General features: G+C 67.3%; 18 protein-coding genes. 13 read left to right on the top strand and 5 right to left on the bottom strand.

Annotation, left to right across the window (positions count from 1 at the left end):
* Window positions 1-6 precede the first annotated feature (6 nt).
* The gene (locus ACY65G_RS03905; protein ID WP_464996046.1) at window positions 7-615 is read right to left on the bottom strand and encodes a Spy/CpxP family protein refolding chaperone; all 609 of its coding nucleotides are present in this window, start codon (window positions 613-615) and stop codon (window positions 7-9) included.
* Window positions 616-797: 182 nt separating this feature from the next.
* On the opposite strand from ACY65G_RS03905, the gene ACY65G_RS03900 reads away from it, so the two are divergent.
* Together ACY65G_RS03900 and ACY65G_RS03895 are read left to right on the top strand one after the other, a co-directional pair.
* The gene (locus ACY65G_RS03900) at window positions 798-1,487 is read left to right on the top strand and encodes a response regulator transcription factor (RefSeq protein WP_464996045.1); all 690 of its coding nucleotides are present in this window, start codon (window positions 798-800) and stop codon (window positions 1,485-1,487) included.
* 1 nt (window position 1,488) lies between these two features.
* On the top strand, window positions 1,489-3,021 hold the full coding sequence (locus ACY65G_RS03895; RefSeq protein WP_464996044.1) for a HAMP domain-containing sensor histidine kinase: 1,533 nt from the start codon (window positions 1,489-1,491) through the stop codon (window positions 3,019-3,021).
* A gap of 50 nt (window positions 3,022-3,071) precedes the next feature.
* Here ACY65G_RS03895 and dcd read toward each other — a convergent pair whose 3' ends face one another.
* The 3 genes from dcd to ACY65G_RS03880 all read right to left on the bottom strand — a co-directional run bounded on the left by dcd (window position 3,072) and on the right by ACY65G_RS03880 (window position 6,300).
* Window positions 3,072-3,638, bottom strand: a complete 567-nt coding sequence (gene dcd / locus ACY65G_RS03890; RefSeq protein WP_464996043.1) for a dCTP deaminase — start codon at window positions 3,636-3,638, stop codon at window positions 3,072-3,074.
* A gap of 100 nt (window positions 3,639-3,738) precedes the next feature.
* Complete coding sequence (locus tag ACY65G_RS03885; RefSeq protein ID WP_464996042.1) at window positions 3,739-4,569, bottom strand: alpha/beta fold hydrolase; 831 nt, start codon at window positions 4,567-4,569, stop codon at window positions 3,739-3,741.
* A 186-nt stretch (window positions 4,570-4,755) separates the two neighbouring features.
* A complete protein-coding gene (locus ACY65G_RS03880) occupies window positions 4,756-6,300 on the bottom strand; it encodes a sigma 54-interacting transcriptional regulator (RefSeq protein WP_464996041.1) in 1,545 nt (514 codons plus the stop codon).
* Between the two features lie 326 nt (window positions 6,301-6,626).
* On the opposite strand from ACY65G_RS03880, the gene ACY65G_RS03875 reads away from it, so the two are divergent.
* The 4 genes from ACY65G_RS03875 to ACY65G_RS03860 all read left to right on the top strand — a co-directional run bounded on the left by ACY65G_RS03875 (window position 6,627) and on the right by ACY65G_RS03860 (window position 8,804).
* Window positions 6,627-7,406, top strand: a complete 780-nt coding sequence (locus ACY65G_RS03875; protein WP_464996040.1) for a class II aldolase/adducin family protein — start codon at window positions 6,627-6,629, stop codon at window positions 7,404-7,406.
* A 36-nt stretch (window positions 7,407-7,442) separates the two neighbouring features.
* The gene (locus tag ACY65G_RS03870; protein WP_464996039.1) at window positions 7,443-7,628 is read left to right on the top strand and encodes a 4-oxalocrotonate tautomerase; all 186 of its coding nucleotides are present in this window, start codon (window positions 7,443-7,445) and stop codon (window positions 7,626-7,628) included.
* 136 nt (window positions 7,629-7,764) lie between these two features.
* A complete protein-coding gene (locus ACY65G_RS03865) occupies window positions 7,765-8,379 on the top strand; it encodes a hypothetical protein (protein WP_464996038.1) in 615 nt (204 codons plus the stop codon).
* Window positions 8,376-8,804 carry a hypothetical protein gene (locus ACY65G_RS03860; protein ID WP_464996037.1) on the top strand — a complete coding sequence of 143 codons (429 nt, stop codon included), beginning with the start codon at window positions 8,376-8,378 and terminating at the stop codon, window positions 8,802-8,804. The genes ACY65G_RS03865 and ACY65G_RS03860 overlap by 4 nt, the downstream gene beginning before the upstream one ends.
* Window positions 8,805-8,978: 174 nt before the next feature.
* Here ACY65G_RS03860 and ACY65G_RS03855 read toward each other — a convergent pair whose 3' ends face one another.
* On the bottom strand, window positions 8,979-10,973 hold the full coding sequence (locus ACY65G_RS03855) for a hybrid sensor histidine kinase/response regulator (protein ID WP_464996036.1): 1,995 nt from the start codon (window positions 10,971-10,973) through the stop codon (window positions 8,979-8,981).
* 181 nt (window positions 10,974-11,154) lie between these two features.
* On the opposite strand from ACY65G_RS03855, the gene ACY65G_RS03850 reads away from it, so the two are divergent.
* The 7 genes from ACY65G_RS03850 (at window position 11,155) to ACY65G_RS03820 (ending at window position 18,233) form a co-directional block, all read left to right on the top strand.
* Window positions 11,155-11,781, top strand: coding sequence for a superoxide dismutase (locus ACY65G_RS03850; RefSeq protein WP_464996035.1), 627 nt, complete (start codon window positions 11,155-11,157; stop codon window positions 11,779-11,781).
* Window positions 11,782-12,204: 423 nt separating this feature from the next.
* The gene (locus tag ACY65G_RS03845; protein ID WP_464996034.1) at window positions 12,205-12,903 is read left to right on the top strand and encodes a GntR family transcriptional regulator; all 699 of its coding nucleotides are present in this window, start codon (window positions 12,205-12,207) and stop codon (window positions 12,901-12,903) included.
* A gap of 62 nt (window positions 12,904-12,965) precedes the next feature.
* Window positions 12,966-14,018, top strand: a complete 1,053-nt coding sequence (locus ACY65G_RS03840) for an ABC transporter substrate-binding protein (protein ID WP_464996033.1) — start codon at window positions 12,966-12,968, stop codon at window positions 14,016-14,018.
* On the top strand, window positions 14,015-14,824 hold the full coding sequence (locus tag ACY65G_RS03835) for an ABC transporter ATP-binding protein (RefSeq protein WP_464996032.1): 810 nt from the start codon (window positions 14,015-14,017) through the stop codon (window positions 14,822-14,824). The genes ACY65G_RS03840 and ACY65G_RS03835 overlap by 4 nt, the downstream gene beginning before the upstream one ends.
* A 31-nt stretch (window positions 14,825-14,855) precedes the next feature.
* A complete protein-coding gene (locus ACY65G_RS03830; RefSeq protein WP_464996031.1) occupies window positions 14,856-15,617 on the top strand; it encodes an ABC transporter permease in 762 nt (253 codons plus the stop codon).
* A 107-nt stretch (window positions 15,618-15,724) separates the two neighbouring features.
* Window positions 15,725-17,371 carry a glycoside hydrolase family 43 protein gene (locus tag ACY65G_RS03825; protein ID WP_464996030.1) on the top strand — a complete coding sequence of 549 codons (1,647 nt, stop codon included), beginning with the start codon at window positions 15,725-15,727 and terminating at the stop codon, window positions 17,369-17,371.
* Window positions 17,372-17,474: 103 nt separating this feature from the next.
* On the top strand, window positions 17,475-18,233 hold the full coding sequence (locus tag ACY65G_RS03820) for a class I SAM-dependent methyltransferase (RefSeq protein ID WP_464996029.1): 759 nt from the start codon (window positions 17,475-17,477) through the stop codon (window positions 18,231-18,233).
* Window positions 18,234-18,237: the final 4 nt, after the last annotated feature.

The raw sequence follows: 18,237 nt of genomic DNA, 5'->3' as shown, positions 1-18,237 counted from the left end.
GGTGACTTACCGGGTGCCGGGGCGGCCTGGCTCGCGATCGCCCCCTTGCCGGGGCATCCGGGCGCTGTTCCGCTCTTCCAGCGACTTGCGCTGCTCCGCGGTCAGCACGGCCAGCACTTTCTGCTCGGTGCGCAGGTGCGACAGCGTGATGTTGGCGTCCGCCTGCGCGGCGGCCTGGGCCAGTTTCACGGCGGCGGCATCGTCGAGCTTCGCGGCGCCGTGCAGCGCGAACAGTGCACGGTCGGCTTTCTCGCGCGCTTTCGCCTGTTCGCGCAGGTACGGCACCTGGCCGTGCACGATGGCGAAGATCTTGTCCTGCTGGACTTCGCTCAGGTCGATGCCGCGCAGGTAGGGCGGCACGCCGTCGCAGCCGGGGCCTGGACCGAAGCCCGGCCCCTCCCCACGCGGGCCCCTCGGGCCGTCGTCCAGGCCGTCGTCATCCTGCAGCACCGGGCCCGGGCCGCGGCGATCATCCGCCCGCGCCCTGTCCGGGTGGCCGCCGCGCGGGCCGTCATCGCGGTCTTCGTCGCCGTTGCCTTGCGCCAGCGCCGCCAGCGGCAGGGCCAGCACGGTGGCAAGGAGGAGTCGTTGCAGGTGTTGTGTTGTGTTTTTCATCAGCGGTCCTTCGGTGACAGTGGAGCCGCCATTCTGTTGCGGGGGCGTGTAAAGCGCGGTCAGGCAGGGGTAAATCCATGTAAAGGGCGCCGCTGTAAAAGCGGGTAAAGGACGTTGCGGCAGTGCTCACCCGTGGGTGGCCGGCTGCTATCATGCCCCCTTTGCCGACTGATGAAGAAGTGATGAGCAAGGTTCTGTTGATCGACGACGATGTCGAACTGGTAAGCATGTTCCAGGAATATCTGGAGCAGGAAGGGTTCGACGTGAAGACGGCGCACGACGGCGAGGCCGGTGCCGCTGCCGCGCTGACGGGCCAGTATGCGATCGCGATCCTCGATGTGATGATGCCGCGGATGAACGGCCTGGAAACCCTGCGCCGCATTCGCGCGGCCAGCCGCATGCCGATCCTCATGCTGACCGCGCGCGGCGACGATACCGACCGCATCGTGGGCCTGGAGCTGGGCGCGGACGACTACGTGACCAAACCCTGCACGCCGCGCGAGCTGACGGCCCGTATCCGCGCGATCCTGCGCCGCACGGCCGGCACGCCGATGGATCAGCTGGCCTCGGCGCCGCTCGTCGTCGGCCAGCTGACGATGTGGCCGGAACAGCGCCGCGCCACGTGGGCCGGCGCGACCGTGGAACTGACGAGCACCGAGTTCAACCTGCTCGAAGTGCTGGCACGGAACGCGGGCAAGCCGGTCAGCAAGAACACGCTGTCCGAGCAGGGCCTGGGCCGGCCGATGGCGCGCTTCGACCGCAATATCGACGTGCACCTGTCCAGCTTGCGCCACAAGCTGGGCACGCTGGCCGACGGGCGCTCCTGCCTGCAGACCGTCTACCGCATGGGTTACCAGCTGATCAAGGATTGACGTGGGCCGCCTGTTCTGGAAGTTCTTCCTGTCGATCCTGCTGGCGCAGATCGCCGCCACCGTGGGCATCGGCGGCGCCCTCTGGCTGAAGAACAGTGCCGCCGAACGGGAAAAGCGCCCCGCGATCGACTTCAGCCCGCCGGCGGCGATGGCGATCGAATCGGCCGCCGCCACGCTGGAATTCGGCGGCCCGCAGTCCCTGAAACGCCTGCTGGAGAACATGGACCGCCACCGCGTGTTCGCCGTGGACGACCTGGGCAAGGAATTGCTGGGCCGGATCGTCAATCCAGTGCAGGTGGCGGCGGCCCGTGCCGTGCTCGACAAGGGCGACACGCGCGTGGTGCGCCGCATGACACTGCCGAACGGCCGCCGCTACCTGCTGTTCCTGCCCGCGCAGGACCGCTTGAACCCGATGAGCGCCGCCGACGCCCGCCCGCTGCTGGCCGGCGCCGGCATGCCGATGGCCGACGTCGCGCCGCGCGGGCCGGGCTTTCAGCCGAGCTTCCAGCCAACCTTCCAGCCGGGCCTGCAACCCGATTTGCCGCCCGGCCCCGTGGGCCGTGGCGAACCGCGGCCGATGGGCGCCGCCGGCCCGGGCCCGATGGCGATGGGGCCGGACGGCCCGCGCGGCCGCTTCCAGCCGCTGACACCTTTCATTCCAGTGGCCGCCGCGCTGGTCGCAAGCCTGCTGTTCGCCGCGCTGCTGGCCTGGTATTTCTCGCGCCCGATCCGCTCGCTGCGCCAGGCGTTCGAAGCGGCATCGAGCGGCGACCTCGCACCCCGCTTCGCCGACGCGGGCACGCGCGGCGACGAACTGACGGATCTGGGCCGCGATTTCGACCGCATGACCGCGCGCCTGCGCAGCCTGATGGACGGCCAGCGCCGCCTGCTGCACGACGTGTCCCACGAGCTGCGCTCGCCGCTGGCGCGGTTGCAGGCGGCGATCGGCCTGGCGCACCAGAACCCGGCGAGGATGGCGGCGTCGTTCCAGCGCATCGAACGGGAAAGCGTGCGGATGGACAAGCTGGTCGACGAGCTGCTGACGCTGTCCCGGCTGGAAGCGGGGGCGCTGGTGGGCACGCGCGAGGAGATCGACATGGGCGAGCTGCTGCACGGGATCGTCGGCGATGCGCAGTTCGAGGCAACGGCACAGGGGCGTACCGTTGCCGCGCGCGGCAGGGTCGACGTGCTGCTGCTCGGGCAGCCGGACCTGCTGGCACGCGCCATCGAAAACGTCGTGCGCAACGCGATCAAGCACAGTCCGGAAGGGGAAACGATCGTCGTCGACAGCGCCGCCGACGCGGCCACGCTGCGCATCCAGGTCCTCGACCGCGGGCCCGGCGTGGCGCCGCAGGACCTGCAGGCGATCTTCGAGCCGTTCTTCCGCAGCAGCGGCACGGAGAAGGACGTGGAGGGGCACGGCCTTGGCCTCGCCATCGCCCGCCAGGTCGTGCAGCAGCACGGCGGCACCATCGGTGCCGTCAACCGCGAAGGGGGCGGCCTGCGCGTGGAGATCGCGCTGCCGCTGGTGTAGTACAGGGCGCGTGAAAAAGGCACCCGCGGGTGCCTGGTCCTATGCGTGCTTCACGCCTTCGGCAGCGTGACGCCGTGCTGGCCCTGGTACTTGCCGTTGCGGTCCTTGTACGACGTTTCGCATTCCTCGTCGCTCTGGAAGAACAGCACCTGTGCGCAGCCTTCGCCGGCATAGATCTTGGCCGGCAGCGGCGTGGTGTTCGAGAACTCCAGCGTCACGTAGCCTTCCCATTCCGGTTCGAACGGGGTGACGTTGACGATGATGCCGCAGCGCGCATAGGTGGACTTGCCGAGGCAGACCGTCAGCACGTCGCGCGGGATGCGGAAGTATTCGATGGTGCGGGCCAGCGCGAACGAGTTCGGCGGGATGATGCAGACATCGCTCTTGACGTCGACGAACGAGTTCGAATCGAAATTCTTCGGGTCGACGATCGTGCTGTTGATGTTCGTGAAGATCTTGAACTCGTCCGCGCAGCGGATATCGTAGCCGTACGACGACGTGCCGAACGAAATGACCTTGCGGCCGTCCACTGACCTGACCTGGCCCGGTTCGAAGGGCTCGATCATTCCGGTCGATTCCGCCATCCGGCGGATCCATTTGTCGCTTTTAATCGTCATCGCAAAGGCTTTAGAAAGTCTGTTGGTGGGTGGTGCGGCCACGCCGCGTGGGCGCGATTCTACGCGAACTCGCCTTTCCCCTGAAGGCTTTTGCACGATTTCACGCCGGCTGGGCTTCCTTGCACAGCGCCAGTTCGCTACCGGTCAGCTCGCAAACCATGTCGCGCACCGCCTGTGCCGTCAGCACGGGAAACTCCATCGGGAACAGGTGGCCACCCGGCATCAGCCGGAAATTGCGCCCCACCAGCGCCTTCGTTGCAGTCAGGCCGGCCTGGCGGTTCTCGATGGAGATGCGGCCCGCCAGGTAGCCGACCGGCATCGGGAACTCACCGGCCACGAGCCGTCCGATGTGGTGGGGCAGCGTTCGGTAAACCGCCGTTTCGATGTCGCGCGAAAAGCGCAATTGCACGCCCTCCGGATGCGGCGCCAGCCCGGCGTGCAGGTAATCCTGCAGCACGCCCGGCGCCCACGCGGCGAACAGTTCCTTGCTGGCGAAGTGGCGCAGCGCTTCCGCCTCGCCGGGCCACACATTCCTGCGCCGCACCGACAGGCGCGACGGCGAATAGCGATCCTCGGCATTGAAGCGCTTGACCAGCCGCCACGCCAGCGCGCGCCAGCCCGCCACGACCGGCGAATCGAGCAGCACCACGCAGCGTGCCAGCTCGGGCCGCCGTTCGGCCGCCATCAGGCTCAGCATCCCGCCCAGCGAGTGGCCGACGAGGATCACCGGCTCGCCGCGATAGCGTGTTACCAGCTCGGCGATCAGCTCATCGACCAGTTCGTGCCAGCCATCGCGCACAGGGAAGGCCGGGTTGTGGGCATGCATGTCGAGCGCCTGGACGTCGAAGTCCCTGTCGAGCTGTTCGAATAACTGGCGGTAAGTGCCGGCGGGATAGCTGTTGGCGTGCGAGAAGTGCAGGATGGGTTTCATTGTGAGGGGCGCCGGGGCACCGGAACGACGGGCGCAGCGACAATACACGGTGAAACTTAGGTTTGCCTTATGTCAAACTTTTATCGAGAGCTCGCCGTGCGGAATCCGCTACGCCGGCCGGGCCACCGCTCCCTTCCTGCTTCGGCAGCGGCACCGGGGCGGCAGCAAACTGGACGCACGCCGGTTTCAATCGCGTGGCGGATCGGGCGCCGCATGGCCGCCATCCTGATAATGGCGATGGATATGGCGGCGCAGCGGCTCCACGGGTGTCTTCAGCTGCGCGGCGCAGCGCGCCATGTTGCCACCGCAGCTGGCGATCGATTGCGCAAGCTCTTCCGCGGGGATATGCTCCAGGCGCCGGATGTGCGGGTGACCTTCGAGCAGCTTGTAGAGCGATGGGCGGGAGATCCCGAGGGCCACCGCTGCCGCCTTGATCGTCCACCCGTTGTGCAGCATCGCGTCCAGCACGTCCTGGTCCGACAGGTCGGCGGGCTTCTTGCGCTGGGACGCATCCTCGCGCGGCGGCCCGGGCACCACGCGCGGTGCCGCGGCGGAAGCCGGGGCCGGTGCCAAGGCGCGGCCCGGCACACGCATCAACTGATCGAGCTGTACGGTACCGCCGCACTGGAGCTGCAGGGCCGCGCGCCTGAGCGTGTGGGCAAGCTGGCGGACATTGCCGGGCCAGTCATGGCAGGCAATCTCGGTGACGAACTGCCCTGGAAGCGCTGCGAGCAGTTCCCGTGATGGCAGCAGATGGACGATCAGGACGCCGATATCCTCGCGCCGCGCCCGCAGCGGCGCCAGCTGGATCGTGAAACTCTCGAGCCGCCGCAGCAGTGCCTGGTTGAACGTGGCCGCATCCAGGTCCTGGTCGGTCGCGGCGATCAGGCGGGCGGTGGCGCGCCGGTCGTGCGTCGCACCAAGCGGCCTGAAGTCGCCCCCCTCCAGTACCCGCAGCAGCATGGGCTGGATGCTGGCGGGCGCATTGCCTATTTCGTCGAGAAACAGCGTGGCGTGTTCCGCTTCGGCGAACAATCCCTTGCGTTCGGCCTGCGCCCCGGTGTATGCCCCCTTGACGGCGCCAAACAGGTCGGCGAGCGCCAGCGACTCGCTCAGCGCAGCCATGTTCACCGTGACGAGCCTTGCGCCCCTGCGCTCGCTGAGCGCATGGATCGCGCGCGCCACCACCTCCTTGCCGGTACCGGTCTCGCCGAGCAGCAGGACCGGCAGCGTCGTCGACGCGACCATCCGGACCTGCTCGCGCAGCGCGATGGCGCTGCTGCCGACGCCGACGAGGCCAGGCACGGGATCATGGCGCGGTACCACGCCCATCCAGTGCACGCACAACACGATGGCCCGCCCCAGGGTCAGGATCTGGCCCGCGGCAATCTGCGCGGCGCTCAGTTGCGCCGTTCCTTCGATGACGCGGCCGGCCAGTTGCGCCACCATGCGGCTGGCCGGCAAGGTGATCGTGACATTGTCCTTGCCGTCGCGGACGAAGCGCAGGCAGTCGCGGGAGACGCAGGCATGGCCCAGGGGCGAGGCTGCGCCGCCGGGGCGGCAAAACAAGGGCATATGACGGCTCAACTCGACGACAGGGCTGTCGCTGAGGTATTGCTCGCCAACGCGTGCGAGGTCCGGGTGCCAGATCACCGTGAGTGCCAGCGCGCTGAGCGCGCTGCAGTCGATGGCGCCTGCCGGCGAACTCAGCGTAGCATCGTGATCGATCATGATGGACCCCATGGCACTGCGTGCACCGCGGACCGGACCCGCGATGTGCTGGGCCGGCAGATGGCGGCCCGTCATGAAACCGGCTCCGGAAAGACCCGCCGTCGCACCCCGCGACGGCGGGCCTCCTCCTTGAAACGGCTCCTTGAAACGATACGACGTTTACGCCGATGTTGGTAACAACATTTTCGAAAAAACGGGGCGACTCGCAGCGTGCATTGCGTGGAAGGCACATATCGCCCTGCCTTGCCGGCGCGCATATCCTGCATACGGACTGCCCATACCGCCAGCCACGTGACGACCGGCAAGTTGCCTGCTACGCTGGCGCCATGGACAGACTCTCGACACCCGGCCAGGCGGCCCTCGCCCGCCCAGGCATCACCTCCCCCGCCGAATGGCAAACCCGCGTCGACCTTGCCGCGTGCTACCGGCTCTGCGCGCTGTACGGCTGGGACGACGGTATCTACACCCACATTTCGGCCGCCGTGCCGGGCGAACCGGGCCATTACCTGATCAATCCTTTCGGCATGCGCTTCGACGAAGTGCGGGCATCGAACCTGGTCAAGGTCGACGGCGACGGCCGTGTCGTCGGCCCGCCGCAGTACACCGTCAACCAGTCCGGCTTCCGGCTGCACGGGGCCGTGCACAAGGCGCGCCCGGACGCGGCATGCGTCATGCACCTGCACAACGTCGACGGCATCGCCGTCGGCATGCAGGAAGATGGTTTGCTGGCGCTGTCGCCCTACGCGCTGCGCTTCTACAACGAGCTGGCGTATCACGACTACGAAGGCATCGCCATGGACGAAGACGAGCAGGGGCGCCTGGTGCACGACCTGGGTTCGCGCCACGCCATGCTGCTGCGTCACCACGGCAGCCTGACGGTCGGCCGCACGATTCCCGAAGCGTTCGTGCTGATGGAAACGCTGGACCGCGCCTGTCACGTACAGCTGCGTGCGCAGGCGGCCATGGTGCCGCTGCGCCAGCCGCCCGATGCCATGTGCCGGAAGGCCAAGGAGCAATTGCTGGGCGATCATTCGCCCGAAGGCGCGCTCGAGTGGCCTTCGCTGCTGCGCCGGCTGGATGCGGAAAGTCCGCAGTACCGCACCTGATACCGACCCTGATCCATTTTCGAGGAGATGCAACGCATGCCGACCATTAATGTCCAACTGTTCGAAGGCCGTACCCCGGAGCAGAAGCGCGCCTTCGTGCAAGCCGTGACGGAAGCCACCGTCAGCACGCTGGGCTCGTCGCCCGAATCCGTCGACATCATCATCCACGAGATCAAGCGCGAGCACTGGGCCACCGGCGGCAAGCTGTGGTCGGAGGAGTGAACGAATAGCCACACTTTGGCAGAAAAATTGCTGAACTCATCCGCGCCGATCCGCCTATCATCGATCTCCACCATCGCCGAAGCCGCCACGTCCGTGGCTTTCGCTTTGCGAGCGATGCTTTCGCGCGGAGGCCCGGATGAACACAGCAATCGCAACAACGCTCGGCACGGCATGCCGGCTGGTGGCCATGGCCGCCTTGGCCGCCATGGCCGCATGCACCACGGTCCCCGCCACGAGCCCATACCCGGCCGACGCGGCCGACACGGCCGCAGTCGCGCAAGGCGGCAGCGATCCATGCACGGGCCGTGACCCGGCAACCGAGGCAAGCGCCACGCAGGGCATCTCCGCGACCTGGCCGAACAACCCCTACACCGGCAAGGACACCTACGCCAACGTCGCCATGAAGGCAGGGACGGTGTTCTATTCGCTCACGCCCGGCGACGCGCCCGGCTTTGCCGTCACCGAGGAAACGCTGCGCGACACCGGCGGCAGCTGGGAAAAATACTATGCGCTCGTACAGGTCACGACCGACCCCGGCACGGACAGGGCAGGCAAGGCGCGCAAACTGCGCGAAATGGTCAGGGCTTACCACGCCGCCGAGCCGCTCTGCGTTGCCGAGGGCATCGCACGGGAGAACCCGCAGTTCGGCCCCGGCGGCGGCAAGCAATACTACATTTCGCCCGCCGACAAGGCGAAGCTCAGGCCAGGCGAGCACCATGCGATCGCGCGCTGGCGCGTGGCGGGCCGATGATCGGCGACGGTGCGACGGATGACGGGGCGTGGATCGACAACAGCGGCGACGGCACCCTGCAATACGATTTCTATCCGCCCCGTGACTGGACGGACGAGCGCATCGCCGCCGAACAGGCGGCGATCGCCGGCCTGCTGGAACGCCCCGCCAACGCGCCGGCACCCGGCTGGCTGCGGCTCGCGTCGCGCCTCCCGGCAGGCTTGACGCGTGCCGTCATCGCCGAGCTGCGCGCCGGGAACCGCCTGACGGGCATCGGCAGCACCGGCTGGCCCGCGGATGGCAGCATCGTCGCCAACATGCGGGAACGTTTTTCGGCGGCGCGCCAGGTGCCTGGCATCGCCTGGCGCAGGCTCGACGATCCGCGCTATGCCCGCGAAGAATTGAGCGAGCAGGCCGATGGCGTCGAATGCCTCGTCATTACGTGACCCGGGCCCGCGTCGACCGGAGAAGCCCTTGCCAAAGGGCCGGGCTCGGACCCTCCGGCGCGTAGCCGGGATTTCAGCGGGCATCGCTCCCTTTCCGGCGCAGCGCTGCTGCCGTGCTGGCCAGTCCCGTCCTGCCGCCGTATCGGCTTCCGGGCCTGGCCTATCCGAACCGCATCACCGCCGCTGCCTGACTTCGCCCAGCGCGGCAACGAGCTTGCCGACATCGACGGGCTTGACGAAGTACAGGTCGAAGCCCGCGGCAATGGCCGCCGCGCGGTCCGATGCCTGGCCGTAGCCCGACAGGGCGATCAGCCGCGTTTCGCTTGTGCGCGGATCGGCGCGCAATTGCCGGGCCAGCTCCAGGCCATCGATATCCGGCAAGCCGATATCGAGCAGGCACACGTCGGGCCGCAATTGCACCGCACAACTGACCGCATCGCGCGAACTGGCCAGGCTGACGACCCGATGCCCGAGCGACGACAGCAGCATCTCCACCATGGCCAGCGCATCCTCGTTGTCGTCCACCGCCAGCACGCGCAGCGATGTGGCGCTGTGCGCCGGTTGCCAGGCGTGCGGCGCCAAGGCTTCTTCGACACTGTCGGCCAGTGGCAGGCACACGGTGAAGCACGTTCCCCTGCCCTGTCCCGCGCTGCGCGCATCGACGGTGCCGCCGTGCAGTTCCACCAGGCTGCGCACGAGCGCCAGTCCGATACCCAGCCCGCCCTGCTTGCGGTCCGGGCTGCGCTCGCCCTGCACGAACATGCCGAACACGGAGTCGATCATGTCCGGTGCGAGGCCGATGCCGTTATCGGTGACGGATGTCCGCACATGGCGCGCGTCGACGGCCAGCTCGATCTCGATCGTGCCGGCTTCCGGCGTGAACTTGGCGGCGTTGCTGAGCAGATTGGCGATGACCTGCACCAGCCGCTTCTCGTCGCCCAGCACGAGCGCCGCCAAGGGCGGCTGGTGTACGTGCAGCATGTGGCGGCGTGCCTCGAGCGCCGGGCGGGCCTGCTCCGTGGCCTGCGCGACGACACGTTTCATGTCCAGCGGCGCCTTGTCGAGGGTGATCAGCCCGCGGGTCACCCGCGCCACGTCCAGCAGTTCGTCGATGAGGCCACTCATGTGCGCGACCTGCCGGTGGATGACGGCGAGCGTCTGTTCCACCTGCCGTTCGTCGCGCCGGCCCATCGACAGCAGCGCGGCCGCCGCGCTGATCGGCGCCAGCGGATTGCGCAGCTCGTGCGCCAGCATGGCCAGGAACTCGTCCTTGCGGCGGTCCGCCACGATCAGTGCCTTTTCCGCTTCCACGCGGTCGGCGATATCCATGGCGATCGCGGTGGCGCCCGCCGGCTTGCCCGCGCCGTTCGCGACGGGCGCCGCCGACACCAGCACGATGCGGCGCGGATGGCTCCGGTCGAACGACTCCACCTCGAGCAGGCACTTGTCGACCGTTTCCCCGGCCAGCGCGCGGTACAGCGGCCAGTCTTGCGGCGCCAGCTTGACGCCGTCGCCGCCCGGACTGGAGGTCCAGCCGTTCCACGCCGCAAAGTCCAGCATGCCGTCGATGCACGGGATCGATGCGCCGAACAGCGCGTCGTTGGCCGGGTTGGCGTGCAACAGCTTGCCATGCTCGTCGAGCATCATGATACCGACCGGCGCCGACCGCAGCACCGCGGCGAGGTAGGCGCGGTGCGCTTCCGCGCTCCTGGCGCTACGCACCGCGTCTTCGCGCGCACCGCGCAGCGCCCGCTGCGCCAGTACCTCGGCCGTCACGTCCAGCGTCGTGTGCGAGATGCACAGGAGCTGCCCCGCCTCGTCGAAGATCGGCGTATTGGTCGCGGTCCAATACATGTCCTCGAACCACGTTTTTCCATCCTTCATCATGCGGACGGGGTAACGCTGGGCCGGCATCATGTGCGGCATGCGCGTGGCGATCGCCATGGCGATGGATCGCCCGAGCGGCCCCACGCCCGTGTCGCCCGTATCGCCGGGATCTTCGGCGAACGCCTCGAACAGCGGCTGGCCCAGCACTTCTTCGCGGCTGCGGGCGACCGCTTTCAGGAACGCGTCGTTGACCGCGATGATTTCCAGCCTGTCGGTCGGCGCAAGCAGGTACTGCCCGATCGGCGAGCGGTGAAATGCGGCGGTGAAGAGCGCGTCCATCATGCGGTTCCGGCGGATGAAAGCCCGATTGTGTCATCGCCCCGCCCCGCCCGGCGCCCGGAACGGCCGCGCACGCGCAGGAAGCTCGCCGACGGGCTATCATGGCGCACGGTACTGCCGCTGGTCGAGGATAAAACACCGCCGGCACGCCGTCATTTCAACCAATTGCACTGGAGAAACGCCAATGACCTATACCCTGCCACTCCTGCCCTATGCCTACGACGCGCTCGAACCGCATTTCGATGCGCGCACGATGGAAATCCACCACACGAAACACCACCAGACCTACATCACGAACCTGAACAACGCCCTCGCCGACGCGGGGGTCGAGGCCGTGCCGGTGGAGCAGCTGATCACCGCGATCGACAAGCTGCCCGCGCAGATCCAGACGGCCGTGCGCAACAATGGCGGCGGCCACGCCAACCATGCGCTGTTCTGGACCGTGCTGACGCCCGCGGGCTCCTCGCCATCCGGCAAGCTTGCGCAGGCCATCGAAACGGACCTGGGCGGCTTTGAAAAATTCCGCGAAGCCTTCACGAAAGCGGCGCAAACCCGCTTCGGCAGCGGCTGGGCATGGCTGACCGTGGATGCCAACGGCAAGCTGCTCGTTGAGAACAGCGCCAACCAGGACAGCCCGCTGATGGGCCAGTTCGCCGGCCTGTCGGGCGGTACGCCGATCCTCGGCCTCGACGTGTGGGAGCATGCCTATTACCTGAACTACCAGAACCGGCGCCCGGACTACATCGCCGCCTTCTTCAACATCATCGATTGGGATGAAGTGGCGCGCCGCTACGAAGCCGCGCTGAACTGATCCCCCGGTAGCACCCGCAGTCCCCTCCGCAGTCCCCTCCGCAGTTCCCTCCGCAGTTCCCTCCTTACCCGGACCAAGTCAGCCGACTGCCAGCCCGTTCCGGTCTTTTCCCACGCTCCCCCGCAAGTCTTCCGCTTCCCGCTTCCCGCTTCCCGCCTTCCACCGTCCGCCTCCCGCCATCGCCGCGCTCGCGCATCCCTTCGGTGCACGCCACGCAAGATATTGGGGCATGTCGCCCGGTCCGATTGTCGACAATTCCCTGCAGCGCTACTGATCCCGAAGCCACGTCCGGCAGCCCTGCCATCGCCCGAAACCCTGGCGGCATGCGCTTTCCAGCGCAGGCGACCAATGCGGATTGTCGACATTCGCATGTGTGGCACGCCGCTTGCTAATCAATCCCTGAGCCAACCAGAAATCAACGCCATGCCCGCTGCATCACCCTCCGCCCCATCGATCGCCATCGCCCCGCAAGAGCGCATGTATATCGACGTGTACGACGCCATCATGGCGCACCGCCTCCACGCCGGCACGAAGCTCACCGAGCAGGGGCTGGGCGACATCTACGGCCTGGCGCGCCACCACGTGCGCCGCGTGCTGGCCCGGCTGGCCGCCGACGGCCTCGTGGACCTGGAGCGCAACCGCGGCGCCCGCATCGCCAGCCCCGGCGCGCGCGAGGCGCAGGACATGTTCGAGCTGCGCCAGGTGCTCGAAGCGAAGGTGATGGACAAGCTGGCCGGGCATCTCACCGAGACGGACGACGCCGCGCTGCGCGACATGATCGCGCGCGAACGCGATGCGTGGATGCGCGGCGACCGGCCGCTGTGGGTGCGGCTGTCCGCCGACTTCCACATCGAACTGGCGCAACTGGCCGGCAACGCCTTGATCGTCGATGCGCTGCGCCGGCTGGTGTCGCGCACCACGCTGCTCATCTCGAACCTCGATACCGCCGGCCGGCAACCCTGCTCCTTCGACGAGCACGCGGCCGTGATCGATGCGCTGCGCGAGCCGGACAGCCGCCGCGCCAGGGCGCAGATGGCACGGCATCTGGACCAGTGCGCGTGCCGCCTGCTCGCCCGCGTGCCGGCGCCCTTCGACCTGCGCAGTGCCCTGGGCAAGGCGTGACCATTTCCATCAACTATTCAGCGGCGGCGCTTCGCCCGCCTTCACCACCGAAAGGAAGCATCATGCGTTCTCCCACCCGCTCTTCATTCTCTTCGCGCCTGTCACGGATCGCCGCCGCCCTGGCATTGGGCGTGCTGGCCCTGCCCGCGCTGGCCCAGGATACAAAGATCAAGTTCCAGCTGGACTGGCGCTTCGAAGGCCCGTCCGCGCTGTTCCTGGTGGCGAAGAGCCGCGGCTACTTCGCGCAGGAAAAGCTGGACGTGACGATCGATGCCGGCAGCGGCTCCGGCAACGCCGTCAACCGCGTGGCCTCGGGCGCCTATGACATGGGTTTCGCGGACATGGCGGCACTGATGGAATTCACGGCCAACAATCCCACCGCGCCCGGCAAGCCGGTCGGCGTGATGATGGTGTATAACGACACGCCCGCCGCCATCATGGCGCTGAAAAAATCGGGGATCAGGTCGCCGGCCGACCTGGCGGGCAAGAAGCTGGGCGCCCCAGTCTTCGATGCGGGCCGCCGTGCCTGGCCGCTGCTGGCCAGGGCCAACGGCCTCGATCCGGCGAAATCAAGCTGGACGAGCATGGAACCGGCGCTGCGCGAAACGATGCTGGTGCGGGGCGACGTGCAGGCCATCGCCGGCTTTTCGTTCACGTCGCTGCTCAACCTGAATGCGCGCGGCGTGAAGGACGCCGATATCGTCGTGATGCCGTATCCGCAGTACGGCGTGCGGCTGTACGGCAATGCGATCATCGCCTCCGATACGCTGGTCAAGGAAAAGCCCGAAGCGATCAAAGGTTTCCTGCGCGCGTTCGCCAAAGCGGCGCGCGACGTGATGGCCAATCCGGAAAGCGCCATCAAGGCCGTCAAGGAACGCGATGGCCTGATCGATGAAAAGCTCGAACTGCGCCGCCTGAAGCTGGCCATCGCCAGCGCGATCGCCACGCCGAACGCGAAGGCGGAAGGCTTCGGCCAGGTCTCCGCACCGCGCCTGTCGCTGATGGCTTCGCAGGTGTCGGACGTGTATGGCACGAAGACGCGCGTTGACCCGAAGGCCGTGTGGGTCTCCACCTTCCTGCCGTCGGCGGCCGAACTGAACGTGTTCCCGAAATGAGCGCGCTCCCGGATGCCCTGGCCGGCGAGACCTTCGTCGACTTCCGCGAAGTCTTCCTTGCCTACGACAATTCCAGCGAATGCGCGGTGGAGGACATCACGCTGCAGACCCGGCCCGGCGAATTCATCGCCATCGTCGGCCCATCGGGCTGCGGCAAGTCGACGTTCATGAAGCTGGCCACCGGGCTGAAAGCGCCCACGCGCGGCACCATCCACATCGGTGGCGAACCGGTCACCGGCCCGCTGAAGTTCGTGGGCATGGCGTTCCAGGCCCCCACGCTGCTGCCCTGGCGCACCACGCTGGACAACGTGCTGCTGCCGCTGGAAATCGTCGAACCTTACCGGAGCACGTTCAGGAAAGACCGGGCGAAGCACGTGGAGCGCGCACTCGCGCTGCTCAAGACCGTGGGCCTCGATGGCTATGCGAACAAGTATCCATGGGAGCTGTCCGGCGGCATGCAGCAGCGCGCCTCGATCTGCCGCGCACTGATCCACGAACCGAAGATGCTGCTGCTGGACGAGCCGTTCGGTGCGCTCGACGCCTTTACGCGCGAGGAACTGTGGTGCGTGCTGCGCGACCTGTGGACCGAGCGCCGCTTCAACGTGATTCTCGTCACGCACGACCTGCGCGAAGCGGCGTTCCTGGCCGACACGATCTACGTGATGAGCAAGCGGCCGGGCCGCATCGTTGCCCGCCGCGTCAACCCGCTGCCGCGGCCGCGCGACCTCGATACCACGTACACGGAGCCGTTCAGCGCCCTCGTGCACGAACTGCGCGAGCATATCGGCCGCGTGCGCAGTACCTGACTACATGACATCGGCATCTGAAGGATTCACCATGAACAGCAAGACCATCAAGACCTTTGCACCCTGGCTGCTGCTGCTCGCCATCCTGCTGCTCTGGCAGGCCATCTGCAGCGCGTTCGACGTGTCGGAGTTCATCTTCCCCAGCCCTGCCGCGATCGGCGCCGCGCTGATCGAATTCGCCGGCCCGATCGCGGGACATGCATGGCAGACGTTCTGGGTGACGATGACCGGCTTCGGCATCGCCGTCGCCGTCGGCGTGTCGCTCGGCGTACTGGTCGGCTCGTCGCCGGTGATGTACGCGGCCGCGTATCCGCTGATGACGGCCTTCAATGCGTTGCCGAAGGCGGCATTCGTGCCCATCCTGGTCGTCTGGTTCGGCATCGGCGCCGGCCCCGCGATCCTGACCGCGTTCCTGATCTCGTTCTTTCCCATCATGGTCAATATCGCCACGGGCCTGGCCACGCTGGAACCGGAGCTGGAAGACGTGCTGCGGGTACTCGGCGCACGCCGGCTGGACGTGCTGCTGAAGGTCGGCCTGCCGCGCTCGATGCCCTACTTCTTTGCATCGCTGAAGGTGGCCATCACGCTGGCGTTCGTCGGTTCCACCGTGTCGGAAATGAACGCGGCCAACGAGGGCATCGGCTACCTGCTCGTCTCGGCCGGCTCGTCGATGAAGATGCCGCTGGCGTTCGCGGGGCTGGGCGTGATCGGTGCGATGGCGATGGCGATGTACGAGCTGTTCGCCGTGGTCGAGCGGCGTTCCACGGCCTGGGCACACCGGGGAGCGCGCTAGGCGCCAGCGCGGCACATCGCTCATCGGGTTGATCGCTTCCGTATTGACAGCGCCGGCCGGGCCGCATCTACTGGCTGGCAGCGGTTCACGACAATATGGAGACAACGATGACCACGATGCGTACCCTTGCCGGGCTGCTGGGGGGATGCTGCCTGGCGCTGCCCGCACTGGCAGAAGCACCGGCGCAGCAGATAACGGTGCAGCACATACCGGTGCAGCAATACAGGAACCCGATCCTGCATGCCGACTACTCCGACCCGGACGTGATCCGGGTCGGCGAAGACTACTACCTCGTCGCCTCCAGCTTCCACTTTTCACCAGGCCTGCCGGTGTTGCAGTCGAAGGACCTGGTGCACTGGAAAATCGCCGGCCACGTGCTGCCGACACTCGGCTTTCATCCTTCCTACGACATGGGGCCGCCGTACACGCTGACCGACAGTATCTCGAAGCCCGTGGGCCCGGGCCTGCGCTACGCCGGCGGCGTGTGGGCCCCGGCCATCCGCCATCGCAACGGCACCTTCTACGTGTACTGGGCCACGCCGGACGAAGGCATCTTCATGAGCACCGCCACATCCCCGTCCGGGCCATGGTCGCCACCGGTGACCGTGCTGGCCGGTGCCGGCTACGAAGACCCGTGCCCGTTCTGGGACGACGACGGGAAAGCATGGCTGGTCCATTCAAAGGTCGGCGCCGGCCCGATCATCCTGCACGCGATGACGCCGGACGGCACCAGGCTGCTCGATGCGGGCACGACCATCGTCGAAGACAAGATCAACCTGCCGGTGCTGGAAGGCCCGAAAGTCACCAAGCGCGACGGCTGGTACTACATCTTCGCGCCAATCGGCGGCGTGGGTACCGGCCCGCAGGCCGTGCTGCGCTCGCGCACGATCCAGGGGCCGTACGAACACCGCACCGTGCTCCATCCGGGCAACGGCCTGAAAGGCCCGCACCAGGGTGGCTATGTCGAGACCCCAACGGGCGAAGGCTGGTTCATCCACTTCAACAGCACCGGTGCGTTCGGCCGCATCGCGCACCTGCAGCCCGTGACGTGGCAGGACGGCTGGCCGGTGATGGGTGCCGGCGGCCTGCCGGTGCCCGAGCATGCCGCGCCCCGCACGGTTGCACGCTCACCCGACTACCGCCTGCAGGACTCCGATGAGTTCTCCGGCACCACGCTTGGCCTGCAATGGTCGTGGAACCACAACCCCGATCCGGCGCGATGGAGCCTCGAGCAGCGCCCGGGTTTCCTGCGCATCGAGGGCAACCGGGCCAGGTATCTCGTCGGTGCACGCAATACGCTGACGCAGGTGCTGCAGGGGCCGGCCGCCGAGATCACGACACGAATCGAGCTGCAAGGGCTGTCGGAAGGTCAGCGTGCCGGGCTGACCCTCTTCGGTGTCAAGGTGCCGTGGATCGGCATCGTACGCGACGGCGGCACCAACTACGTCACCTATGCCGATGCGGGCGAGGAAACCCGCGGCGCAAGGATCGCCGGCGACGCCATCGTGCTGCGGGCCAGCGTGCGCAACGACCAGACCGTGCAGTTTGCTTACGCGCTGCGCGAGGGCGAGCCCTTCACGGCGTTCGGCCCGGTCACGGAGCTGGCAAAATTCTCGTGGTGGAAAGGCAGCCGGCCGGCGGTGTTTACCTATATCCGGGCCGATAGCGATGAAGCCAGGGCGGATCGGCCCGTGCACCAGATCCAGCGCAACTATGTCGACGTGGACTGGTTCAGGGTGCGGGTGCTAAGGTAGGAGAAACCGCAATCTTCGACGGCCAAAGGGGCGGGACCGGACTGCCAGGGGCTTTCCGACCACCTGCCTGCCGTGAAAAGCAGCACACGAGGAGCGCTTTCAAATGTCCAGCAACACATCTTCACAACGCAACTGGTTCGACCAGGGTGGCCAGGCATACGCCCGCTTCCGGCCCGAGTACCCGGCCAGCCTGGCCGCTTTCCTCGCTTCGACGAGTTCGGCATGCCGTCTTGCCGTGGACGTCGGGTGCGGAAACGGGCAGCTGACACAACTGCTGGTGCCCCACTTCGACCAGGTCATCGGCCTCGACCCGAGCGCCGACCAGATCGCCAATACGGTGGCCCATCAGCGCATCCGTTATCAATGCGCGCCCGCCGAGCAGTTGCCCGTGGCCGATGCGAGCGCGAACCTGATCACCGCGGCGCAGGCGGCCCACTGGTTCGATCTCGCGAAGTTCTATGGCGAAGTGCGCCGGGTCGCCAGCCCGGGGGCGATCCTGGCCCTGATCAGCTACGGGGTGCTGAATTTGGAACCCGCGCTGGATGGCCGCTTCCAGGACTTCTACTGGAAGGACATCGGCCCTTGGTGGCCGCCCGAGCGCAAGCTTGTCGATACCGGCTATGCGACGCTCGACTTTCCCTTCAACGAGCTGCAGGCGCCGGCCCAGGAAATCCGGCTCGAATGGCAATTGCCGGAATTCCTGGGCTACCTGCAAACCTGGTCCGCGGTGCGAAGCGCCAGGGAGGCAGGCAAGGAGGCGCTGCTCACGGGCTTCGCCGCCGATATCGCCGATGCCTGGGGCGATCCGCATCGCAGCCGTCCGATCCGCTGGCCCATCAATATGCGCATCGGGAAACTGTAGCGCC

This window comes from Pseudoduganella sp. jia 12 (assembly GCF_055502675.1).
Note: the sequence above shows the minus strand (reverse complement) of the source record. Positions and strands in the feature narration are given on the sequence as shown.

Coding starts and splice junctions, on each gene's coding strand:
- ACY65G_RS03855 (WP_464996036.1), bottom strand. CDS start 10,973: ATGATGGACGCGCTCTTCACCGCCGCATTTCACCGCTCGCCGATCGGG.
- ACY65G_RS03875 (WP_464996040.1), top strand. CDS start 6,627: ATGGACAGACTCTCGACACCCGGCCAGGCGGCCCTCGCCCGCCCAGGC.
- ACY65G_RS03835 (WP_464996032.1), top strand. CDS start 14,015: ATGAGCGCGCTCCCGGATGCCCTGGCCGGCGAGACCTTCGTCGACTTC.
- ACY65G_RS03870 (WP_464996039.1), top strand. CDS start 7,443: ATGCCGACCATTAATGTCCAACTGTTCGAAGGCCGTACCCCGGAGCAG.
- ACY65G_RS03840 (WP_464996033.1), top strand. CDS start 12,966: ATGCGTTCTCCCACCCGCTCTTCATTCTCTTCGCGCCTGTCACGGATC.
- ACY65G_RS03865 (WP_464996038.1), top strand. CDS start 7,765: ATGAACACAGCAATCGCAACAACGCTCGGCACGGCATGCCGGCTGGTG.
- ACY65G_RS03850 (WP_464996035.1), top strand. CDS start 11,155: ATGACCTATACCCTGCCACTCCTGCCCTATGCCTACGACGCGCTCGAA.
- ACY65G_RS03885 (WP_464996042.1), bottom strand. CDS start 4,569: ATGAAACCCATCCTGCACTTCTCGCACGCCAACAGCTATCCCGCCGGC.
- ACY65G_RS03845 (WP_464996034.1), top strand. CDS start 12,205: ATGCCCGCTGCATCACCCTCCGCCCCATCGATCGCCATCGCCCCGCAA.
- ACY65G_RS03880 (WP_464996041.1), bottom strand. CDS start 6,300: ATGATCGATCACGATGCTACGCTGAGTTCGCCGGCAGGCGCCATCGAC.
- ACY65G_RS03820 (WP_464996029.1), top strand. CDS start 17,475: ATGTCCAGCAACACATCTTCACAACGCAACTGGTTCGACCAGGGTGGC.
- ACY65G_RS03860 (WP_464996037.1), top strand. CDS start 8,376: ATGATCGGCGACGGTGCGACGGATGACGGGGCGTGGATCGACAACAGC.
- ACY65G_RS03905 (WP_464996046.1), bottom strand. CDS start 615: ATGAAAAACACAACACAACACCTGCAACGACTCCTCCTTGCCACCGTG.
- ACY65G_RS03900 (WP_464996045.1), top strand. CDS start 798: ATGAGCAAGGTTCTGTTGATCGACGACGATGTCGAACTGGTAAGCATG.
- dcd (WP_464996043.1), bottom strand. CDS start 3,638: ATGACGATTAAAAGCGACAAATGGATCCGCCGGATGGCGGAATCGACC.
- ACY65G_RS03825 (WP_464996030.1), top strand. CDS start 15,725: ATGACCACGATGCGTACCCTTGCCGGGCTGCTGGGGGGATGCTGCCTG.
- ACY65G_RS03830 (WP_464996031.1), top strand. CDS start 14,856: ATGAACAGCAAGACCATCAAGACCTTTGCACCCTGGCTGCTGCTGCTC.